This window comes from Endozoicomonas sp. ISHI1, assembly GCF_024606225.1.
GTDB lineage: Bacteria > Pseudomonadota > Gammaproteobacteria > Pseudomonadales > Endozoicomonadaceae > Endozoicomonas_A.
Genome location: NZ_JAGRPU010000017.1, coordinates 23,263 through 39,585 on the forward strand (window position 1 = coordinate 23,263; position 16,323 = coordinate 39,585).

Annotated in this window: 20 protein-coding genes; 13 read left to right on the plus strand and 7 right to left on the minus strand. The window is 45.7% G+C overall.

What is annotated here, in order from left to right:
• Positions 1 to 92: 92 nt before the first annotated feature.
• Positions 93 to 1,373: an IS4 family transposase gene (locus tag KBW69_RS12260; protein WP_306674547.1), complete on the minus strand. Its 1,281-nt coding sequence runs from the start codon at positions 1,371 to 1,373 to the stop codon at positions 93 to 95.
• Positions 1,374 to 1,675: 302 nt separating this feature from the next.
• Between KBW69_RS12260 and KBW69_RS12265 the strand changes: the two genes are divergently transcribed.
• The 3 genes from KBW69_RS12265 to KBW69_RS12275 all read left to right on the plus strand — a co-directional run bounded on the left by KBW69_RS12265 (position 1,676) and on the right by KBW69_RS12275 (position 3,967).
• Positions 1,676 to 2,353: a hypothetical protein gene (locus KBW69_RS12265; RefSeq protein WP_257254193.1), complete on the plus strand. Its 678-nt coding sequence runs from the start codon at positions 1,676 to 1,678 to the stop codon at positions 2,351 to 2,353.
• Between the two features lie 177 nt (positions 2,354 to 2,530).
• Positions 2,531 to 3,154, plus strand: a complete 624-nt coding sequence (locus KBW69_RS12270) for a hypothetical protein (RefSeq protein WP_257281061.1) — start codon at positions 2,531 to 2,533, stop codon at positions 3,152 to 3,154.
• Positions 3,155 to 3,271: 117 nt separating this feature from the next.
• Complete coding sequence (locus tag KBW69_RS12275) at positions 3,272 to 3,967, plus strand: type II CAAX prenyl endopeptidase Rce1 family protein (RefSeq protein ID WP_257252660.1); 696 nt, start codon at positions 3,272 to 3,274, stop codon at positions 3,965 to 3,967.
• 87 nt (positions 3,968 to 4,054) lie between these two features.
• On the opposite strand, the gene KBW69_RS12280 is transcribed toward KBW69_RS12275, so the two are convergent.
• A complete protein-coding gene (locus KBW69_RS12280; RefSeq protein ID WP_257281062.1) occupies positions 4,055 to 4,699 on the minus strand; it encodes a hypothetical protein in 645 nt (214 codons plus the stop codon).
• A 423-nt stretch (positions 4,700 to 5,122) separates the two neighbouring features.
• Here KBW69_RS12280 and KBW69_RS12285 point away from each other — a divergent pair, with 423 nt between their 5' ends.
• From KBW69_RS12285 to KBW69_RS12305, 5 genes are all read left to right on the plus strand, one after another.
• Positions 5,123 to 6,055, plus strand: coding sequence for a 2Fe-2S iron-sulfur cluster-binding protein (locus KBW69_RS12285; protein WP_257281063.1), 933 nt, complete (start codon positions 5,123 to 5,125; stop codon positions 6,053 to 6,055).
• A gap of 92 nt (positions 6,056 to 6,147) precedes the next feature.
• Positions 6,148 to 6,459: a BolA family transcriptional regulator gene (locus KBW69_RS12290; RefSeq protein WP_257275798.1), complete on the plus strand. Its 312-nt coding sequence runs from the start codon at positions 6,148 to 6,150 to the stop codon at positions 6,457 to 6,459.
• Between the two features lie 95 nt (positions 6,460 to 6,554).
• Positions 6,555 to 7,046 (plus strand): hypothetical protein, encoded by a 492-nt coding sequence (locus tag KBW69_RS12295; protein WP_257275799.1) that lies wholly within the window; start codon positions 6,555 to 6,557, stop codon positions 7,044 to 7,046.
• A 102-nt stretch (positions 7,047 to 7,148) separates the two neighbouring features.
• On the plus strand, positions 7,149 to 7,595 hold the full coding sequence (locus KBW69_RS12300; RefSeq protein WP_257275800.1) for a hypothetical protein: 447 nt from the start codon (positions 7,149 to 7,151) through the stop codon (positions 7,593 to 7,595).
• 98 nt (positions 7,596 to 7,693) lie between these two features.
• Entirely contained in the window at positions 7,694 to 8,392 is a 699-nt protein-coding gene (locus KBW69_RS12305; RefSeq protein ID WP_257275801.1) for a DUF3313 domain-containing protein, read from the plus strand.
• A gap of 63 nt (positions 8,393 to 8,455) precedes the next feature.
• Here KBW69_RS12305 and KBW69_RS12310 read toward each other — a convergent pair whose 3' ends face one another.
• Together KBW69_RS12310 and KBW69_RS12315 are read right to left on the minus strand one after the other, a co-directional pair.
• Positions 8,456 to 9,076, minus strand: a complete 621-nt coding sequence (locus KBW69_RS12310; RefSeq protein WP_257281064.1) for a phosphoadenosine phosphosulfate reductase family protein — start codon at positions 9,074 to 9,076, stop codon at positions 8,456 to 8,458.
• Between the two features lie 179 nt (positions 9,077 to 9,255).
• Positions 9,256 to 9,891 (minus strand): O-methyltransferase, encoded by a 636-nt coding sequence (locus KBW69_RS12315; RefSeq protein WP_257281065.1) that lies wholly within the window; start codon positions 9,889 to 9,891, stop codon positions 9,256 to 9,258.
• Positions 9,892 to 10,096: 205 nt separating this feature from the next.
• Between KBW69_RS12315 and KBW69_RS12320 the strand changes: the two genes are divergently transcribed.
• Positions 10,097 to 10,378 (plus strand): SelT/SelW/SelH family protein, encoded by a 282-nt coding sequence (locus tag KBW69_RS12320; RefSeq protein WP_257255404.1) that lies wholly within the window; start codon positions 10,097 to 10,099, stop codon positions 10,376 to 10,378.
• 122 nt (positions 10,379 to 10,500) lie between these two features.
• Here KBW69_RS12320 and KBW69_RS12325 read toward each other — a convergent pair whose 3' ends face one another.
• From KBW69_RS12325 to ispZ, 3 genes are all read right to left on the minus strand, one after another.
• Complete coding sequence (locus tag KBW69_RS12325) at positions 10,501 to 11,199, minus strand: TIGR04211 family SH3 domain-containing protein (protein WP_257275804.1); 699 nt, start codon at positions 11,197 to 11,199, stop codon at positions 10,501 to 10,503.
• Positions 11,200 to 11,300: 101 nt separating this feature from the next.
• The gene (locus KBW69_RS12330; RefSeq protein WP_257275805.1) at positions 11,301 to 11,600 is read right to left on the minus strand and encodes a YciI family protein; all 300 of its coding nucleotides are present in this window, start codon (positions 11,598 to 11,600) and stop codon (positions 11,301 to 11,303) included.
• A complete protein-coding gene (gene ispZ / locus KBW69_RS12335; RefSeq protein WP_257275806.1) occupies positions 11,601 to 12,176 on the minus strand; it encodes a septation protein IspZ in 576 nt (191 codons plus the stop codon).
• A 180-nt stretch (positions 12,177 to 12,356) separates the two neighbouring features.
• Between ispZ and KBW69_RS12340 the strand changes: the two genes are divergently transcribed.
• From KBW69_RS12340 to KBW69_RS12355, 4 genes are all read left to right on the plus strand, one after another.
• Positions 12,357 to 13,304 (plus strand): PHP domain-containing protein, encoded by a 948-nt coding sequence (locus KBW69_RS12340; protein ID WP_257281066.1) that lies wholly within the window; start codon positions 12,357 to 12,359, stop codon positions 13,302 to 13,304.
• Between the two features lie 328 nt (positions 13,305 to 13,632).
• Positions 13,633 to 14,091, plus strand: a complete 459-nt coding sequence (locus KBW69_RS12345; protein ID WP_257281067.1) for a hypothetical protein — start codon at positions 13,633 to 13,635, stop codon at positions 14,089 to 14,091.
• A gap of 160 nt (positions 14,092 to 14,251) precedes the next feature.
• Positions 14,252 to 14,875: an L-threonylcarbamoyladenylate synthase gene (locus tag KBW69_RS12350; RefSeq protein WP_257275843.1), complete on the plus strand. Its 624-nt coding sequence runs from the start codon at positions 14,252 to 14,254 to the stop codon at positions 14,873 to 14,875.
• Between the two features lie 161 nt (positions 14,876 to 15,036).
• The gene (locus KBW69_RS12355) at positions 15,037 to 16,251 is read left to right on the plus strand and encodes a tryptophan--tRNA ligase (RefSeq protein WP_257275812.1); all 1,215 of its coding nucleotides are present in this window, start codon (positions 15,037 to 15,039) and stop codon (positions 16,249 to 16,251) included.
• Positions 16,252 to 16,323 lie beyond the last annotated feature (72 nt).

Genomic DNA, 16,323 nt, shown 5'->3' on the forward strand with positions numbered 1-16,323 from the left:
CTATAGGAAACCATGCTTTGTCACCTATTTGACTACTGGACAGAAACATTCTATCCATCCATCACTGCTAATCGGCACTCTTAGGGTAGACATTAAGCCCCACCCACAGCACAAAGACCTAATCTTGTACGCCCTGAACAACCATCTCGTGCAGGGTGTTCACGTTTCGCATTATCTGCCCAGAAGTTGAGCAGCTTCCTTGTATGTGAGAGTAGGGACTTTCCTGCATTCATAAGGGATAAAATGACATTACCAAACAGCCGGGTTCCACTTTTCATCGCCTTATGCGTCGAGATTTCTTCAATGGCTCCACTTTTATAGAGGTTCGCCTGCGCAGCATGGGCAAGATACCTTTTCAACGTCGCAACCACGAAGGACATCAGAATCAGGCTAAACACCAGTGTCGCTGATTTAGTGTTAAAACGATGCCACCCTGAATAGGACTTAATCTCTTTGAAGATAAGCTCTATTTGCCATCGTAGACGATAGGCCTGAAGTACTTCACTCAGGGTGAACTCAACCCGGTTAAGGTTGCTTACAACGAATACCCATTTCAGTTTCCTGTCATTCCAGCGGACAACAAAACGATATGGCCAGGCTTTGAATCCTGGCCATTCTACATCAAGGTCGAGGCATTGATCTTTAGGGAAGCCAGACAACACTTCCTTAAGTTTTTTCCCTTTGTAGCGATTGAGATTTTTGCCATCCTCCCGTACTGCGCTGAGTATTGTCGGGTTGATACTCTGAGGCGCCTTGCAGATAAAAGAACCCTCCCGGTCATCAATGGCAGCAAAGGATTCCAACTCAAAATAACCGGCATCAATCAGCATCAGGATATTGGCCATGGAGGTTGGCAGTGGTGGCAGACAGTCTCTTTCTGAACGGGTATCTTCAGTGAGCTGCACGCGCACCAGATTGTTGGTAAGAAGATCCATTGTCGTATGCAGTTCGACAGCAGCAGGACTGACCGTTGAGAACCTGCCGGGAAATGCTTCCTTCAGGGCATCGTAGACAGCTTGCGATGAGCCGTCATGAATCAGAATGTGCTCAAACTCTGAAAATGGACTGTCCTCATCAAACGCCATGACTTTGCGGGAAAAGACTTCCAGACATTGCACCCATAGCCAGAGGACAAGAGCAGGCATCGCGTCTTTTTTAGCTTGATTTGCCCAGGAACGATAGGAGACATTCAGACCCGTCAACTCATTAAATTTACGGTGGAGATCGGCTTGAGTATCGCAGTTTCCATCACCAGCGAGGGCATCAATCAGTGAAAGGATAAAGTCCAAGGGGCGGATATCTCGCTGTCGTATAGTAAAACCAAGCTGTTCCGCCATGCTGAGGAGTTCAGACCGGTCGAAACACGTCAGCAGTTTTTTTCAACTAGTCTACTATTTGCAGTACTCATCTTGTTCAGCCTTGATACTTTTCGCGAAGCTTTATTTTGGCTGTTCAAGGTGAGTTCTGCCGCTGGAAATGAAGCTTTTTTGAGCTTAATGTCCACCCTAAGAATCGGCACTCATAGTAACACATAACCTCTGGTTCAAGCGCCAGGCATCAGCGCATTCCTTTGAAACATTTGGTATTTTTAAGGAAGTATGACTATATTGACGTCTTCGTCTTGTTGTTATTTGTAGCCAGAAAATGCTACAAACTTTTTTATACGAGAAACTTCATGTTTAATAAACTATACCCTTTGCTTTTTTTTATATTTTCATTCTGCTCCTGGACTTGGGCGACCGTAGAAATCATTGGGCCAGACACTTTTACCTATACAGATAGTACAGGTAGTAAAAAAACTCGACAAATTCGTGGCTACACCAGGCCTGAGAATCTTGAGCAATATTTACAACTGGCCGCTGCTAACTCTGAAACCACCCTGAAGATTGATAGAGACCTCAAAGAGAGAAGAATAAGTAAAGTTTACTTTATTCAGTTTTCAGCTGATCCCGAAGGCATTGTTGACCAGAGTGAAAATATTGGTTTTATCGTCATTTTGAACGATGGAACAGCTCTCCTTAGTTTTGATTATTTATCCTCTCCAATGAAAATTGCAAGCACCTATGATCAAACCAAAGCAAGAGATAGACTAGAGTCTCATATTTACAATCATGCTGTACAATTCGGTTTTTTGGATCAAGGCTCAATGGAGTCTGTTTTATGGTCCATGCCCTCATCCTCGAATCAGAATTTCAAGCAATTAGGCTTTCGGAGAGACAAGAAAAAAACCACCAGATATCAAGCAACCTTTCTGATTCCCTATCTAAATCTATCGGGACAGGGAACCTTAGAAATAAGAAATATTGGCACCTACCAATACACTATTCTTGAGTCTGCTTCGGTACAGTTATAGGAAGCTAAAGCCAAATTCAGCGGCTACTGAAAGCAGCCTGTTGGTATTTTTGCAGGCTCTGGTCTCGAATAGTTAATATTCCTAACACACTTGTTCCTATTGATAGAACTCTTTCGCAACAGCATAGTCAAATCAACTATCAACAATCCAAACTGTTTATTTCTTAAGGAGAATAAAATGCAAGGGATAGCTAAAGCAGCTCTATTACAACCGAGTACAAAAGGCGATTCAAACAAAGAAAGCCTATCTATAGGTAACTTCGCCAATAAATCTGTAAGCCTTACATCTCTGAGCTTTACTTATTTCCCCAAAAGCCAATCTTTAATTTCTGCTGTAAAATTAACGGAAAGAGAGGCGATTCAACGAGATGTATTAACAATATATTACCCCAGAGGTAGCATTTATTTTGGCTCTGGAGAATGTCAAAATCAATTGAATTATGATATTGAAGATATGATTTTTAATAGTGATCTGGACCATAAAGCAGAGTTACATAAACCAGAGAACCCGACTAGAACAAATAACGAGGAAAAAGGTTGGCACTGCCACATTAAAGTAAATAGAAAAGATCTTCCTGATTTTTTAGGGCGCGTTTTTATAAGGCATAAAGTAGATACGACTAACGATGCTACTCATAAAAGTCAATTTTTGTACTCGATGTCGGCGCTTAGAGAAACACCCAGTCTTGGTGGGCTTACTTTTAAAGATGGGAGCATTACACAAAATGCTGAATGTACCGATATGAAAAAAAGTTCACCTTTAAATACAGATAGCTTTAGGTCAGTTGAGTATATTGATTAAAGCTCGTAACACCCGCTTCAGCCACGTGCCTGAGGCGCAACGGATGGTGGGACGAAGTCTCAAAACGAAATGGTATCATTTGTTAGCTGTTATGCTTGTTTTTCAAGGATAAGTACAATGAAAAAATATATTTTAATAATCGCAATATTCTGCTCATTAGTAATTCAACATGCAAAGTCAGACACCTCGCTCTTAAAAACAGAGGATGAATTTAACTCTTTGCACACATTAATAAATATGAGCCTCACAGACTCAGACTCAGACTCAGACTCAGACTCAGACTCAGACTCACTGAATATAGAAGATAAAGAATCCAACATAATGATCGTTCTAATAAAAGAGTTAGATTTTAACAATCAACTTTATTATGGATTATTATCAGGTGCAATACATTCTATACAATATCAAATTTTGGCTATTTTCGTTTTACGCCCTCTGTCATTAATACATGACCCATACAATGGAGAATTAAAATTTAATGAGGCTATTATAGGAGCTGTCATTGAAGAGGTGATATTTAATGGACACTTACTCCGTTTAATCAATTTCTCTATAGAATCTGCAACTAATAGAATCAACAATCATGATGAAAAAATATTTATTTTTAGTAACATCATCAAATCTACATTGTTTGGACTTTTACATCTTACCAACCCTAACCCATTAACAGCACAAGTCGTGATGTCAACGATAAACTCATTCAGTAGAGGACTGCTTTCTAAACATTATGGTTTACTAAGTGCGACAGTATCTCATGTTACTTTAAACTCCATTGGCTATTTAATCTACCTTTATAAAGGAAACTCTTTTTAGCAGCTAACCGCTATTAGAAGTCAAACGTGCGACGTTAGATATTATACTCCCCAAGTCTTCCTCAGAACCTCCTCAGTTTTTTTATTCTTAGTCAAAGTAATTTTGATAACTTTCAAAATCTGCTTTAGCTTTCAGATATTCTTGGCCTCCCGGAAAGCCTTTGTTTTTGTCGGGAGGTAAAAATAAAAGCTCTGTTAAAACTTCATTGTTTTTTCTTTTCCACTTGACTTCATACCTTGGCAATATAAGTGATAAGAAGTCCCCCGACTCCTTTGTAAATCCAAACCAACGACCTGTATACCAGTACAAATCATCATCTAAAGACACACCTATTGGTCGTTCTGAATATTCATGTTTTATTCGATTAAATATAGGAAACGCACCAAAAAAGCCAGCCAAATAAGAACTTTCAGGCAAATCAAAACTAAAAAACGTGCAACCACCTCCGTATGCAGAGTTTATTTCGGAGACAACATTAACACCCATGTAGTTATATTCAAAAAAACCCATGGATAAGTCTTCGGGCAATTGCTGTATAGGGTGAAGATCTATTCTATTTCCTCGTTCGTCTCCCAAGTAAAATTTATTCTCATATTGATCACCTTGTTGTCCAATTTCTTGCCTTGTCGCTTCACTTAGCTTTAAAATCAGGTAACCTTTTTCACATTGGTCGGGAGAAGCCTTAACTACGCTGCCCACTGCAAGAAACAATAAAAAGAAACAGTAATACACTTTTGATACCTTTCTCAATCAACGAAAAAGCTATTATAACTCAAAGGAGTGATACTTAATCTTAAACTAACAAGCGGTATCGCCCCCTAAATTACGGACAACAAACTCACTCATGTGTATCCGAAGCTTCCAGTTTCGCGTAAAGTCATTTGTGATCAACAGTTTAGCTGCATCGTTGGATAGTACTTTTTTCCTTTAAACAATAAGTCATTATCCAGATATTTTCTTCATTTACGAAGTGATTCTACTGTATATTACACAATATTTTGCCCAATCTGCCGCTAGACGATCTATATTCGAAGATCTTGTTATAATCCGATGGAACACAGGGACATATCGGGTTCGTTGTTGCTTAAATTACACCAGTAGCCATGGAAAACATTGGTGTTTCAGTAATGAAAAGCACTAAGGTAAGATACCAACATGCCTGTTATCACACTGTCTAACCGGGCCTACCCGGTGGATAAAAACCGGTGCCTGCTGGACTCTTTACTGGCAAAAGGTGAAAAAATACCTTTTTCCTGTCGTTCAGGTATCTGTCATGCCTGCATGATGAAAGCCGACTTGGGACAACCCACCAAACAGAGCCAGATTTCCCTGAGCAGTGAAAAAGTCCGTGAAGGGTATTTTCTGGCGTGCCAGTGTCTGCCTGAAAATGATATGACCGTCTCCCTGCCCTCCAGAAGCCACACTCAAGCCGCTATTACTGCGAAACAATTCTTAAGCCCCACTGTCGTGGCCCTGACGCTCGCTCTCCGGCATCCGATGAGCTATTCCCCCGGCCAACACATCTGTATAGACGTAGGACAACAGCTGCAAAAAGAGTGTTATCTGGCGTCAATGCCAAACCTTGATCAATCGATGGTCATCCATATCCAGCGTAAGGTGGCAGACCCTTTCAGCACCTGGGCGCACGATGCTGCCAGAGCAGGACAGCGAGTCAGCATCAGCAGCCCCCGTGGATTAAATCTTTGTGGAAATCTGCTCGATACCCCTGACCAAATCCTTATTGCCCAGGAAATAGGGCTGGCCCCCTTGCTGGCTTATGCCCGTGAAGCTCTGGGCAATATTGAGTCCTCATCACATCTTAGAATTCATCTAATCCACGAAACATACAGCAGCGACGAACATTACGGTCTTGGGTCGTTGGAAGCACTCTCGCAAATGGATCAATTCAGCTACACCCTGACCACAGGGCGACAGGACTATGGACAATGGCTGGACTCGGCATTATCAGAGGCCTCATCGATTAGAGTGATTTGCGCCGGTGACATCACCTTCAGCACATCTATTGAGTACACCTGTTCTCTTCGAGCAGGTATCGAATGCATCACTTTGAACAGTGAACTTTCCTGATCCACTTTTCCCTTCGCAACCCACACTCTTCCTGTTAATCTAAAATCATCTATCTGATCGTCTCGGCAAGATTAAAAAGGTGGAATGGAAGTATGACTATGCAAGATCGAGTCAGTGACAAACTGACAGCTGCCCTGGAGCTTGAACACTTTGAAATATTCAATGAAAGCCATAGGCACAATGTGCCATCGGGCTCTGAATCCCATTTTAAAGTGGTTCTGGTTAGCCAGGCATTTGAAGACACAATGCCGGTTAAACGCCACCAGCTGATTTACAAAATCCTCTCCGATGAAATGCAAGGGGGCATTCATGCCCTGGCCCTTCATACTTATACCCCCGGTGAGTGGAACGAGCGTAAAGGACAAGCACCTGACAGTCCGGACTGCAGAGGTGGCAGCAATTGACATGCGACCTTATATGATAGGGAATCTTTCTGGGGTGGGATTGTCTGAGTAAAGGAGCTAAACAAACAACTCATTTCCTTGAAGAGGCATTTAAAATGAATAGTGTGACAGGAGATAATGTGCACGGTAATTCCAATAGTATTCCCTCAAAGGGCGAAACGCTTGCGGAATTTCAAACACGAGAACCGGTGAATTTCGGACAGTATCAGGTTAAAGTATTGATGACTTATGTCGACAGTATGCATTCTGCGAAATTTACCCAATATGTTGGAAAAGATGTTAAAAATTTCGATTCACGTCGAGAAGCATTGGACTCCGAACAGCGATTAATTCCCGGACAAATCAAGTCTATCACCGATACCATGATAAACGGGGTCAAGCAGTTAGAGCATTATCGTTCTCTGGATTACATTGAACCCAGGTATAATCCTGATAATGTTAAGAATGAAGAAGCGAAAGAATTTGTAGTCGCTGTGATGGAAGAGATTGCAAGTGATATTAAGCAAGTTGAAAAGCATATTGAGCGTTCATCTTCTGCGGCAACCAATGCCAGTCAAGCAATCGCTCACCAAGAGGAGAGGCCCTGATAACAATGTGCACTACTTCGAAATATCCAATCCAGTCCTTCTTCGATTGATTGATAGAATGTAAAATCCTTCGCCCCGGATCTGAAGTGGAGAGCCCCCGACGTGTGCGGCGGTGTACAATTCGAGCTGGATGGTCAGACCATCAAAACCTATTTCCCAAATCCCAAAGCCCGCCTGCCGGTATTGAGCCGACAGGGTCAGCAGGTTCTGGTTCCCTGGGGTCGCCGCGAGAGTCAGCCAGGCCTTACACCACAGGGAGGCTGGGCAAGACTGGAGTCCATTAAAAAGGGTATCTGGAACCGGTTTAGCCCCAGGCCCGTCAAAATCAGCGTTGATGCTTTTATGGAAAAAGATGAAGCGGGGGAGAGCCACTGGTTTCTCCTGGAAAAACAGCAGTTTATCCAGGGGCTGATCGCTACTGATGGCCCTTTTACCCGACTGTATGTCGTGACCGAAGAAAACGAACAAAGTTGTCACAAGAGTCATCGCTGGCCCAGAGTGATCGATGCCCCGGAACCCCTCAGAGCCCCTTCAGAAGGACTCTTTTAGCAGACGATCTCGGTAAATCATACTTTTCAAAAGACAAACATTAGTAGACACTCTACCCCAGTTAAAGCAAATACCTTAATCAAACAACGGCTCGCACCATGACAGCTTATAAAAAAATTCGCCGACTTTTTACTCTGCCTCTTGCTCTGCCTTTTGTGCTTGTCAGCGCCCTGCTACTCACAGCTTGCTCAACGCAGCAAAAAATTGATACTGAAGAACAACCCTTCAGCGGCTATCTAGAAAACTATGAAAGATTGACTGCTTTTGATGATGATACCGCCATGCGCTGGGTCAGCGGCGATCTGAAAAAGTATAAAAAGGTTTATCTTGAGCCCGTCAATCTGTTCCCAAATTACAACGCCACCAATGATGCCCAGCGCGAAGTAGCCACTAAAGTCGCTGACTACCTGAACAATGGTTTCAGGGAAGGCCTGAAGCAGCGAGGAATACTGGCAGAAAAACCCGGACCCGGTGTTTTGGTTATTCAGCCAGCCATTACCGGCATTGTGTCAGAGATGAAGGATCTTAAACCCAGACAATTTGTTCTCCCCGTCGCCGTTGCCAGAACCCTGATCAAAACAGCCACCGACCGTCTGGATTACATCGTGGCTCTGTATTTGGAAGTGCAATTGAGAGATGGCAAAACAGGCAGACTGGAAGGTGAGGTGCTGCGTAAAGGAATCAACAAGCAATCGGACAACGACAAAGTCACCAAAGAAGATGTCAAAGCCGTTCTGGATGACTGGCTGGACTTCTACAGCCGTGGCCTGGACAAGCTAACCCATAAAGATCAGTAAAAATCACCAACATGGCTGCCTGTCGGGCTCATCAGGCAGCCTGCTCTTAATCCCCCCATACACTCAGGAGACCGAGGTGTGTAAACCACACTCACGGTTACCAATGACTTTGGTAGGGTCATAGTAATCTTCTTCAATGGGAAGGTCGTTCATTACCAGGTACTCTTCAACATCCAGCTCTGTCCAGTTCAACAGAGGGGCTACCCGGTAATAACCGTCTTTGGTTTCACTGACGACCTCCAAACCCTGACGAAAAGCTGTCTGGTCTTTTCTGATAGCCGTCAACCAATAGTCAGGAGAAAAACTCTGCATGGCCCGTCCAAAAGGCTCCAGTTTGACCTGTCGGGTAAACTCGTCATGCGCTGGCGTATCCACCTCTGGCACACCACCCATGATGGCATCACGATAGGCACGACTGTATTCCGGGTGATAAATCTGAATGTTCAATTCCAACGTTTGGATCAGATCCCGGGCGAAGTGATAGGTCGCCCGTGTGCCGTAACCAGAATCAATCCAGATCACCGGCAAATCCGGTTGAATCCGGGTGGACATATGCAGAATGGCAGCTTCGTGAGGACCAAAGTTAGTGGTAACCACCGGCTTCATAGCCTTTTGCAGAGCCCAGCGGATAATCTCTTGTGGCGAGCGCTCAGCAAGCTCACGGTTAATGGTCTCCAGATCCATTGATTCCCCCGAAATACTTATTCTTTAACATTTGTGTCTTGGTTTAGCCAAACTATAGGTGATGAGGTTCCCGGGAGGCAATGGATCGTCTAGAACATATCTTTCTTTGCAAATAGTGAGTTGGACTAATGCCCCAGAAACCTGTCAGATTTAAAACAATGTCAAAAAGAGGATTAAAATCAGATCTTACGTACCACATGAAGGCCATGTCTGACGGGTAAAAGAACATTATCCAGATCCGCCCTGGAAGACAGATAGCGGTTCAGCTTTGCAATCACCTCATCCCGCTCATCCAGAGGGTTCAATACACCGCCTTTCCAGAGCGCATCGTCAATAACAATAACGCCTCCCTGCTTCAGCATGGGGAGAATCAGCTCCAGATATTCAAAGTATTTTTTCTTGTCGGCATCAATGAAAACAAAGTCGAGTTCTCCCTCAATGGCAGGGATGGTTTCCAATGCTTTGCCAAACAGTACTTTCAACTTATGAGAATGGGGTGATCGGTCAAAGAATTCCTCTGCAATAGCAATGGCACGAGGGTTAGTTTCACAACAATAGATTTCACCATCCTCTGGCAGGGCTTCAGCCATGGATAAAGCCGCGTAGCCGGTGAACATGCCGATTTCCAACACCCTCTTGCTGTGACTTAAGGCTACCAGCAGTTTCAAGGTTTGCCCCACCATTCTTCCCGACATATTTCCCGGATAGCGGGTCCGGTCTTCTGTCGCCTGAGCCAGCTCTTTCAGAAGTGGCGACTCACCGCCGGTAATGTCATGGCAATATTGTTCGATATCGGGATTTACAATGACCGTCATGGCCTTTCCTTCACTGCATTAACGGGCAGATTCTATCAGGAGCCTGCTGAGTAAAAAATGCCTTTTAACCGTGCCCGACTGATACACTCATGGTAGGATTTGAAGCGGCTTCCCGAACACTCTGAGCAAGCCAGGAAGGAACAGAGGGCACTGGCAAAAATAAATAGAACCTATCACTCACTCAACTCTTGCAAGGCAGTAAACCGTGACAGAAAAACCCATTGTAGAAATAAACTATTGCAGCCAGTGCCAGTGGTTGCTCCGCTCCGCCTGGCTTGCTCAGGAATTGCTCAGTACGTTCAGCACCGATCTGGGAGAGGTGAGACTGAAGCCAGGAACAGGTGGTGTCTTTGTCATCACCCTGAACGGCAAACAGATCTGGGAAAGAAAACAGGACGGCGGCTTTCCGCAACCCAAGCAGATCAAACAGAAAGTCCGTGACCTGATAGATCCTGAACGGGATCTCGGACACAATGACCGTTCCTGATTTATGCTAGTCCGGCCAAAGAGAATCTCGCTACTTCCAGCAGGCTCTGACAGCATCCAGCTACTTTCAGAAGCCCCGATCGTGTCATATCAGGGGCTTCTTTCAAACCTTCAGGAAGACGGTTAAACCCAGTCGGAAGCAGGCTTTTTGCGGAATCGGATCATTGGCAAGAACAAACCCAGCAGAATACCTATTATGATCGTACCACTTCCATAGAGATACCAGCGCATACTGCTACTCCGAATCAGCTGGTTATTTTCAGCCTCTATTACCTCAATCCGGTTTTTCAACTGTAAATTTTCTTCCATCAATTGCTTGTTCCGACGATCCAGTGCCTGAGGATCAGCGGTCGCTTCTCTCAAGGCGATAAACTCAGAGGTTTTGTCGTCCAACAGCCCGGTGGTCTCTTCAAGAGTACCTTTAACATTGTCCAGCTCATCCTCAGTGGCAGATAATCCAGATTTTAGAGCCGTGTTCTCTTTGGTCAGTTGCGAAAGGTTTTCCAGCACCTTTGGCAGACGCTCTCTGGCAGGCTCCTCGACCACCAGATACTGACGGGGGATATACCCTTCTAATCCGTCAGCCGTTCTGACCTTGCTGTATCCTTCTCCGGCATCAGCTTCGAGAACTGTCATTCTCAGTCCTGTTTTCAGACCCCGGTGCAAAATCCGGTATTGAGCACCGGGCCCTGAACGCAGTGGGACATAAACAACATCAGTAACATAACGAGTTTCAGCCTGAACCGGTTCAGCCTGAACCATTGAACCCAGTAGCACTATAGCACCAAGGGACAAAAACAGTTTGTGTAAGGATTGTTTCACGTTTTCTCTCTTAGCCAGGCTGCCCTGCTATCAGAATGCTTCAGACAGGGCGAGGCGCCTGTATACCTTAATATCAAAATGACAGACTTCCGGAAGGAAAATCAGGGGAGTACTTTCTTGAATGGCTTCACACTCACAGAACGATAAACACCAGCGGCCACATAGGGGTCATCATCAGCCCATAATTGTGCGGCTTCGAGGCTATCAAATTCAGCGATAACAATACTGCCACTGAACCCGGCCTCACCCGGGTCATTACTGTCGATAGCAGGACAAGGGCCTGCCAGAACCAGGCGCCCCCGGGATTTTAGCACCTCAAGTCTTTCCAGGTGAGCAGGCCTGGCTGTCTTGCGCAGAGACAGACTATTTTCAACATCTTCACTGATGACTGCGTATAGCATTTATTTTTCCTCGGCCTGAATATGTCTTGAGATCACCAGGAACTGCAAGACGACAAAGACAAAAGTAAGAATCAGACTGCCGAACACCTTAAAGTCCACCCAGAACTCATGGAAGGTAAAGGCGACATAAAGGTTGGCGGCACCCAGTAGTGTAAAGAATATGACCCAGCTCAGATTCATACGAATCCAGATCTCATCGGGCAGGCTGATGGCATGTTCCATCATTCGCTGCACCAGTGGTTTTTGGCCAATAAACTGACTGCCCAGAAAGGCGGCAGCAAAGATCCAGTTTACAATCGGTGCTTTCCATTTCAGGAAGTTCTCGTCCTGAAAAGCCAGAGTCATACCACCGAATAAAACCACGGCTAACAGAGTAATAAGTTGGCTCTTCTCAAGAGTTTTGTTCTTGATGAAGCTGCCACCGTAAACAATGACAGATGTAATGATCAGGAAGAAAGTGCCACTGATGGCTCCTCCCACCTCAAGAGAATATCCGGCTACATCCACCATTCTGGGGTCCATTTTGTAGACCGTAAAAAAGATGATCAGTGGAATAAAATCAATCAGTTGCTTCATATTAAACCAGTCGGGTTACCTTGTGATTTACTTGGATATTTTGCTCAGGGCGGCTCACTAGCCGAATTCAGAGCTCGTTAAATCACCCTGTAGTTTACTATGGAACGACTTCATTGCCATGCCTGACCGGATCTATCCTGCCAATTTTTTAAAAGCCTTTACCGTTCCATTGGTGGTAGAGTGTACCGACAGTTACTACTTATTTGTATCGCAATGACCCTGAATGTCGACCTCCATTGCCACACCACCGCATCCGATGGTTCCATGGGACCGCTGGAAGTTTATGAACGAGCACGTGATCAAGGTGTCGATATACTGGCTATTACGGACCATGACTCGGTGGCCGCACACCAGTTTCTAAAGAATAAAACGCTCGAAGGCCCCAGGCTGATCACCGGGATGGAATTATCAACTACCTGGTCTGCGATGGAAATCCATATTGTTGGCCTTAATTTTTCCCTGTCACACCCGGATCTTGAAAAAATCATTCATCACCAGCGCTCTGCCAGAAAGCAGCGATCACTGCTAATCGCCAACCGCCTGGTGAAGAAACTGAAACTCGATATCAGTGCAGACGTTTTGATGGATGAAGTCATTGAACTGGCCTTAAACCGGCAGAAACAAACGGCTGACGGCTTTGTTTTATCGAGAAAAAATATCCAGACAGGCCGCCCTCACTTCGCCCATTGGTTGCTGGAAAAAGGCTACATCAATGAGTTGCAGGCGGCTTTTGATAAACATTTGTCGCATCAGAAAATAGGCAACTTGAAGGCCTTCTGGCCTCCCATGGGTCAGGCCGTAGCCTGGATCAGAGCTTTGAAAGGCTCGGCTGTATTAGCTCACCCGGGAAAATACAAAATGACCCGCACCAAACTCAGGGCTCTGGTCAGGGACTTCAAACTGGCAGGTGGCCACGCCCTTGAAGTCAGCAGCTGCCAGCAACCTCCCGGACAGCGGGAAACGTTGGCCAGACTTTGCCAGGACTTTGAACTTGGGGCTTCAAGAGCGAGTGACTTCCATACCCCTGCCAATCCGTGGGTAGAACTGGGCAGAGCACCAGAACTTCCCGATGATACCCTGCCTGTCTGGGAGAGCTGGTGGTCACCAAATGATCGCCATCGGCTTTAAATGTTCGCCATCGGCATTAAAGATGTCTGATCTGAGCGAACCATTATGATGAGAGGTTCTCTCTTTTCCCCATGCCCCGAAGGCTATTGTAAAAACCCTCCCCGGGAAAGATTGTCTGCCGCTTACGGGACCCGGCCTCTGTGCCGAGTGCTCCATAGTTAGCGGACCATCCATGCATTCGACTAACCGAGCGGTGGACGTCCTGTTTCGGCTGTGTTTCGGCCGTTTCGGCTATATCTCAAAAAAGTAAGCAACACTGACATCTGTGTTATGAACTTTTTCCATTAATTTTTGCCGAACCTATTAACTTAGGATGAGGTTACGCAGCATGGATGCTCACTACTGTAATGATGTCTTGTTAACAATGCCATATGCCTCAGAAAATGACGACACCTCAAAGTTGACTCCTGAACAGTTAAGGCTCAAAGAGATTCAAGCACCCGCCTACTTTAATTCAAGAATTATAGAAATTTTAGAAAGCTGTACCATTAAACATCGACTGAAGCATAATGAGCTACTGGTTGAACCGTCTGTTTATGGAGAGCATGAATCAACCATTCATAAAATCACATCGGATAGAGCAATCAAAAAAATGATTCCTGATCATTGTTTACTGTCCTTCAAATATTCAGAAAAAGACATAATGACCCCTATCCTATTGAAAAGTCATCGCCTTAATGAAGATATCATTGACGGCGTAGTCTTTGACTCTTTACCCATCGCCTACTTATCAGTGTCAACAGATGAACACGAACATAGCTGTATGCATGTTGCATCAAATCATTAACTAAAACCTCCGGATCGAACAGAATCGTTGCACTACCTTGCTTCAGTGGTATGATGCGCGCTCCATTATAACTGCAAGAGAATGGCAACCTGTCGACACCCCTTTGAACACAGTATCTAAAAGACGGTTCAAAGGTGCAGGTACCATGTACACAACAGCCATGAGTCAGTTTTTCCAGATTCATCCTGAGACGCCACAGCTTCGTCTGATTCGTCAGGCCGCAGAAATCCTGAGGGCCGGCGGGGTGATTGCCTACCCTACTGACTCAGCTTATGCTCTGGGCTGCCTGATTGGTGACAAAAAAGCGGTTGAGCGCATTCGCCAGATTCGTCGATTGGACGAAAAGCACAACTTCACACTGGTGTGCAGAGACCTCTCCGAACTGGCAACCTACGCCCAGGTCGACAATGTTCAATATCGTTTGCTGAAAAATCACACACCCGGTCCTTACACCTTTATCCTGAGAGGCACCCGGGAAGTTCCCCGCCGCCTGATGCACCCCAGAAGAAAGACCCTGGGCATACGAGTACCTCAATGCAGCATTGTCAGTGCCCTGCTCAATGAACTGGATGCTCCCATAATGAGTAGCACCTTACAGCTGCCGGGTGACAATGAGCCAATGCTGGACCCATACGACATTCGTGAAACACTTGAAAACCAGCTGGATCTGGTCATTGATGGTGGTTATAGGGGTATGGAGCCAACCACAGTGATCAGTTTGCTGGCGGACACGCCTGAAATCCTTCGGGAAGGTAAAGGCAATCCGGAACCGTTTCTCAGCTGAACAACGATCACTGTACGAATCTATTGTTGAAGAAATCCGATTCCATGACCGGAATTTTTCAGTCACTCATGACTGATTTATTCATGCCGTGTAAAAACACGCTTTTACCGTCGTGCAAACTGTCGTACCCTGTCAACTCAGGATTCTAACGGGAGAGCCTCTTGAGCGCTGTAGACTCACAGTCGCGTGTTCTGTCTGGCATGCGACCCACTGGCCGATTACATCTTGGCCATTATCATGGGGTATTGAAAAACTGGCTTCGGCTGCAACATGAATATGAGTGTTTTTTCTTCGTAGCTGACTGGCACGCACTGACCACTCACTACGAAGAGCCAGAAAAACTGGAAGACTCCGTCTGGGACATGGTCATTGACTGGCTGGCAACTGGCATCAATCCGGGTTCGGCCACCCTGTTCATTCAGTCCAGAGTTCCGGAACATGCAGAATTGAATCTGCTGCTCTCCATGATCACACCGCTCTCCTGGCTGGAACGAGTACCCAGTTACAAGGATCAGCAGGAAAAACTGAAGGAAAAAGATCTCTCCACCTTCGGATTCCTTGGCTATCCATTGCTGCAAAGCGCCGATATCCTTGCCTACCGTGCAGGACTGGTACCCGTCGGAGCTGACCAGGAAGCCCATATAGAGATCACCCGGGAAATCGCCAGACGCTTCAACCATCTTTATGGACGAGAGCCCGGCTTTGAGGATAATGCCGAGGCAGCCATCGGTAAAATGGGTCGAAAAACCGCCAACCTTTACCGCAAGCTCCGTCGAGCCTATCTTGAACACGGGGATGACGAAGCCTTGGCTACGGCCAAGGCGCTGTTGAAAGAGCAGAGCAACATCACTCTGGGCGATCAGGAGCGACTCTTTGGCTATCTGGAAGGTACCGGCAAGGTTATCCTGCCGGAGCCTCAGGCTCTGCTCACTGAACAGGCCCGTATGCCGGGCCTCGATGGTCAGAAAATGTCCAAGTCCTGCGGTAATACCATCAGCCTCAGGGAAGATCAGGACGGTGTTGCGTCGAAACTGAAAAAAATGCCCACAGACCCGGCCCGCATTCGCAGGAATGATCCGGGCGAACCGGAAAAGTGTCCGGTCTGGCAGCTTCACCAAGTCTATTCAGATGAGCAGCGCAGAGACTGGGTTCAAGAGGGTTGTCGCTCAGCAGGTATCGGCTGTCTGGACTGCAAAAAACCTCTGATTGAAGCGATTCAGGCCGAATTGGAGCCTATTCGCACGGAAGCCAGAGAACTGGAAAACAATCCCGATGTCGTGAAAAGTATCATTGCCGAAGGGACCGAAAAGACACGGGACGAAGCCCAGGACACCCTCAGGGAGGTCCGGGAAGCCATAGGACTGGACTATCGTTGAACACTGTGTTTCAGTGATGTAACAGCCATTGCAAAATACGGGTCAGGTTTTAAGCCTGATCATCATAAAAAG

Bases quoted from the DNA above. Each gene is read 5' to 3' on its own strand.
- KBW69_RS12265 (WP_257254193.1), top strand. From the start codon at position 1,676: ATGTTTAATAAACTATACCCTTTGCTTTTTTTTATATTTTCATTCTGC.
- KBW69_RS12270 (WP_257281061.1), top strand. From the start codon at position 2,531: ATGCAAGGGATAGCTAAAGCAGCTCTATTACAACCGAGTACAAAAGGC.
- KBW69_RS12275 (WP_257252660.1), top strand. From the start codon at position 3,272: ATGAAAAAATATATTTTAATAATCGCAATATTCTGCTCATTAGTAATT.
- KBW69_RS12285 (WP_257281063.1), top strand. From the start codon at position 5,123: ATGCCTGTTATCACACTGTCTAACCGGGCCTACCCGGTGGATAAAAAC.
- KBW69_RS12290 (WP_257275798.1), top strand. From the start codon at position 6,148: ATGACTATGCAAGATCGAGTCAGTGACAAACTGACAGCTGCCCTGGAG.
- KBW69_RS12295 (WP_257275799.1), top strand. From the start codon at position 6,555: ATGAATAGTGTGACAGGAGATAATGTGCACGGTAATTCCAATAGTATT.
- KBW69_RS12305 (WP_257275801.1), top strand. From the start codon at position 7,694: ATGACAGCTTATAAAAAAATTCGCCGACTTTTTACTCTGCCTCTTGCT.
- KBW69_RS12310 (WP_257281064.1), bottom strand. From the start codon at position 9,076: ATGGATCTGGAGACCATTAACCGTGAGCTTGCTGAGCGCTCGCCACAA.
- KBW69_RS12315 (WP_257281065.1), bottom strand. From the start codon at position 9,891: ATGACGGTCATTGTAAATCCCGATATCGAACAATATTGCCATGACATT.
- KBW69_RS12330 (WP_257275805.1), bottom strand. From the start codon at position 11,600: ATGCTATACGCAGTCATCAGTGAAGATGTTGAAAATAGTCTGTCTCTG.
- ispZ (WP_257275806.1), bottom strand. From the start codon at position 12,176: ATGAAGCAACTGATTGATTTTATTCCACTGATCATCTTTTTTACGGTC.
- KBW69_RS12345 (WP_257281067.1), top strand. From the start codon at position 13,633: ATGGATGCTCACTACTGTAATGATGTCTTGTTAACAATGCCATATGCC.
- KBW69_RS12350 (WP_257275843.1), top strand. From the start codon at position 14,252: ATGAGTCAGTTTTTCCAGATTCATCCTGAGACGCCACAGCTTCGTCTG.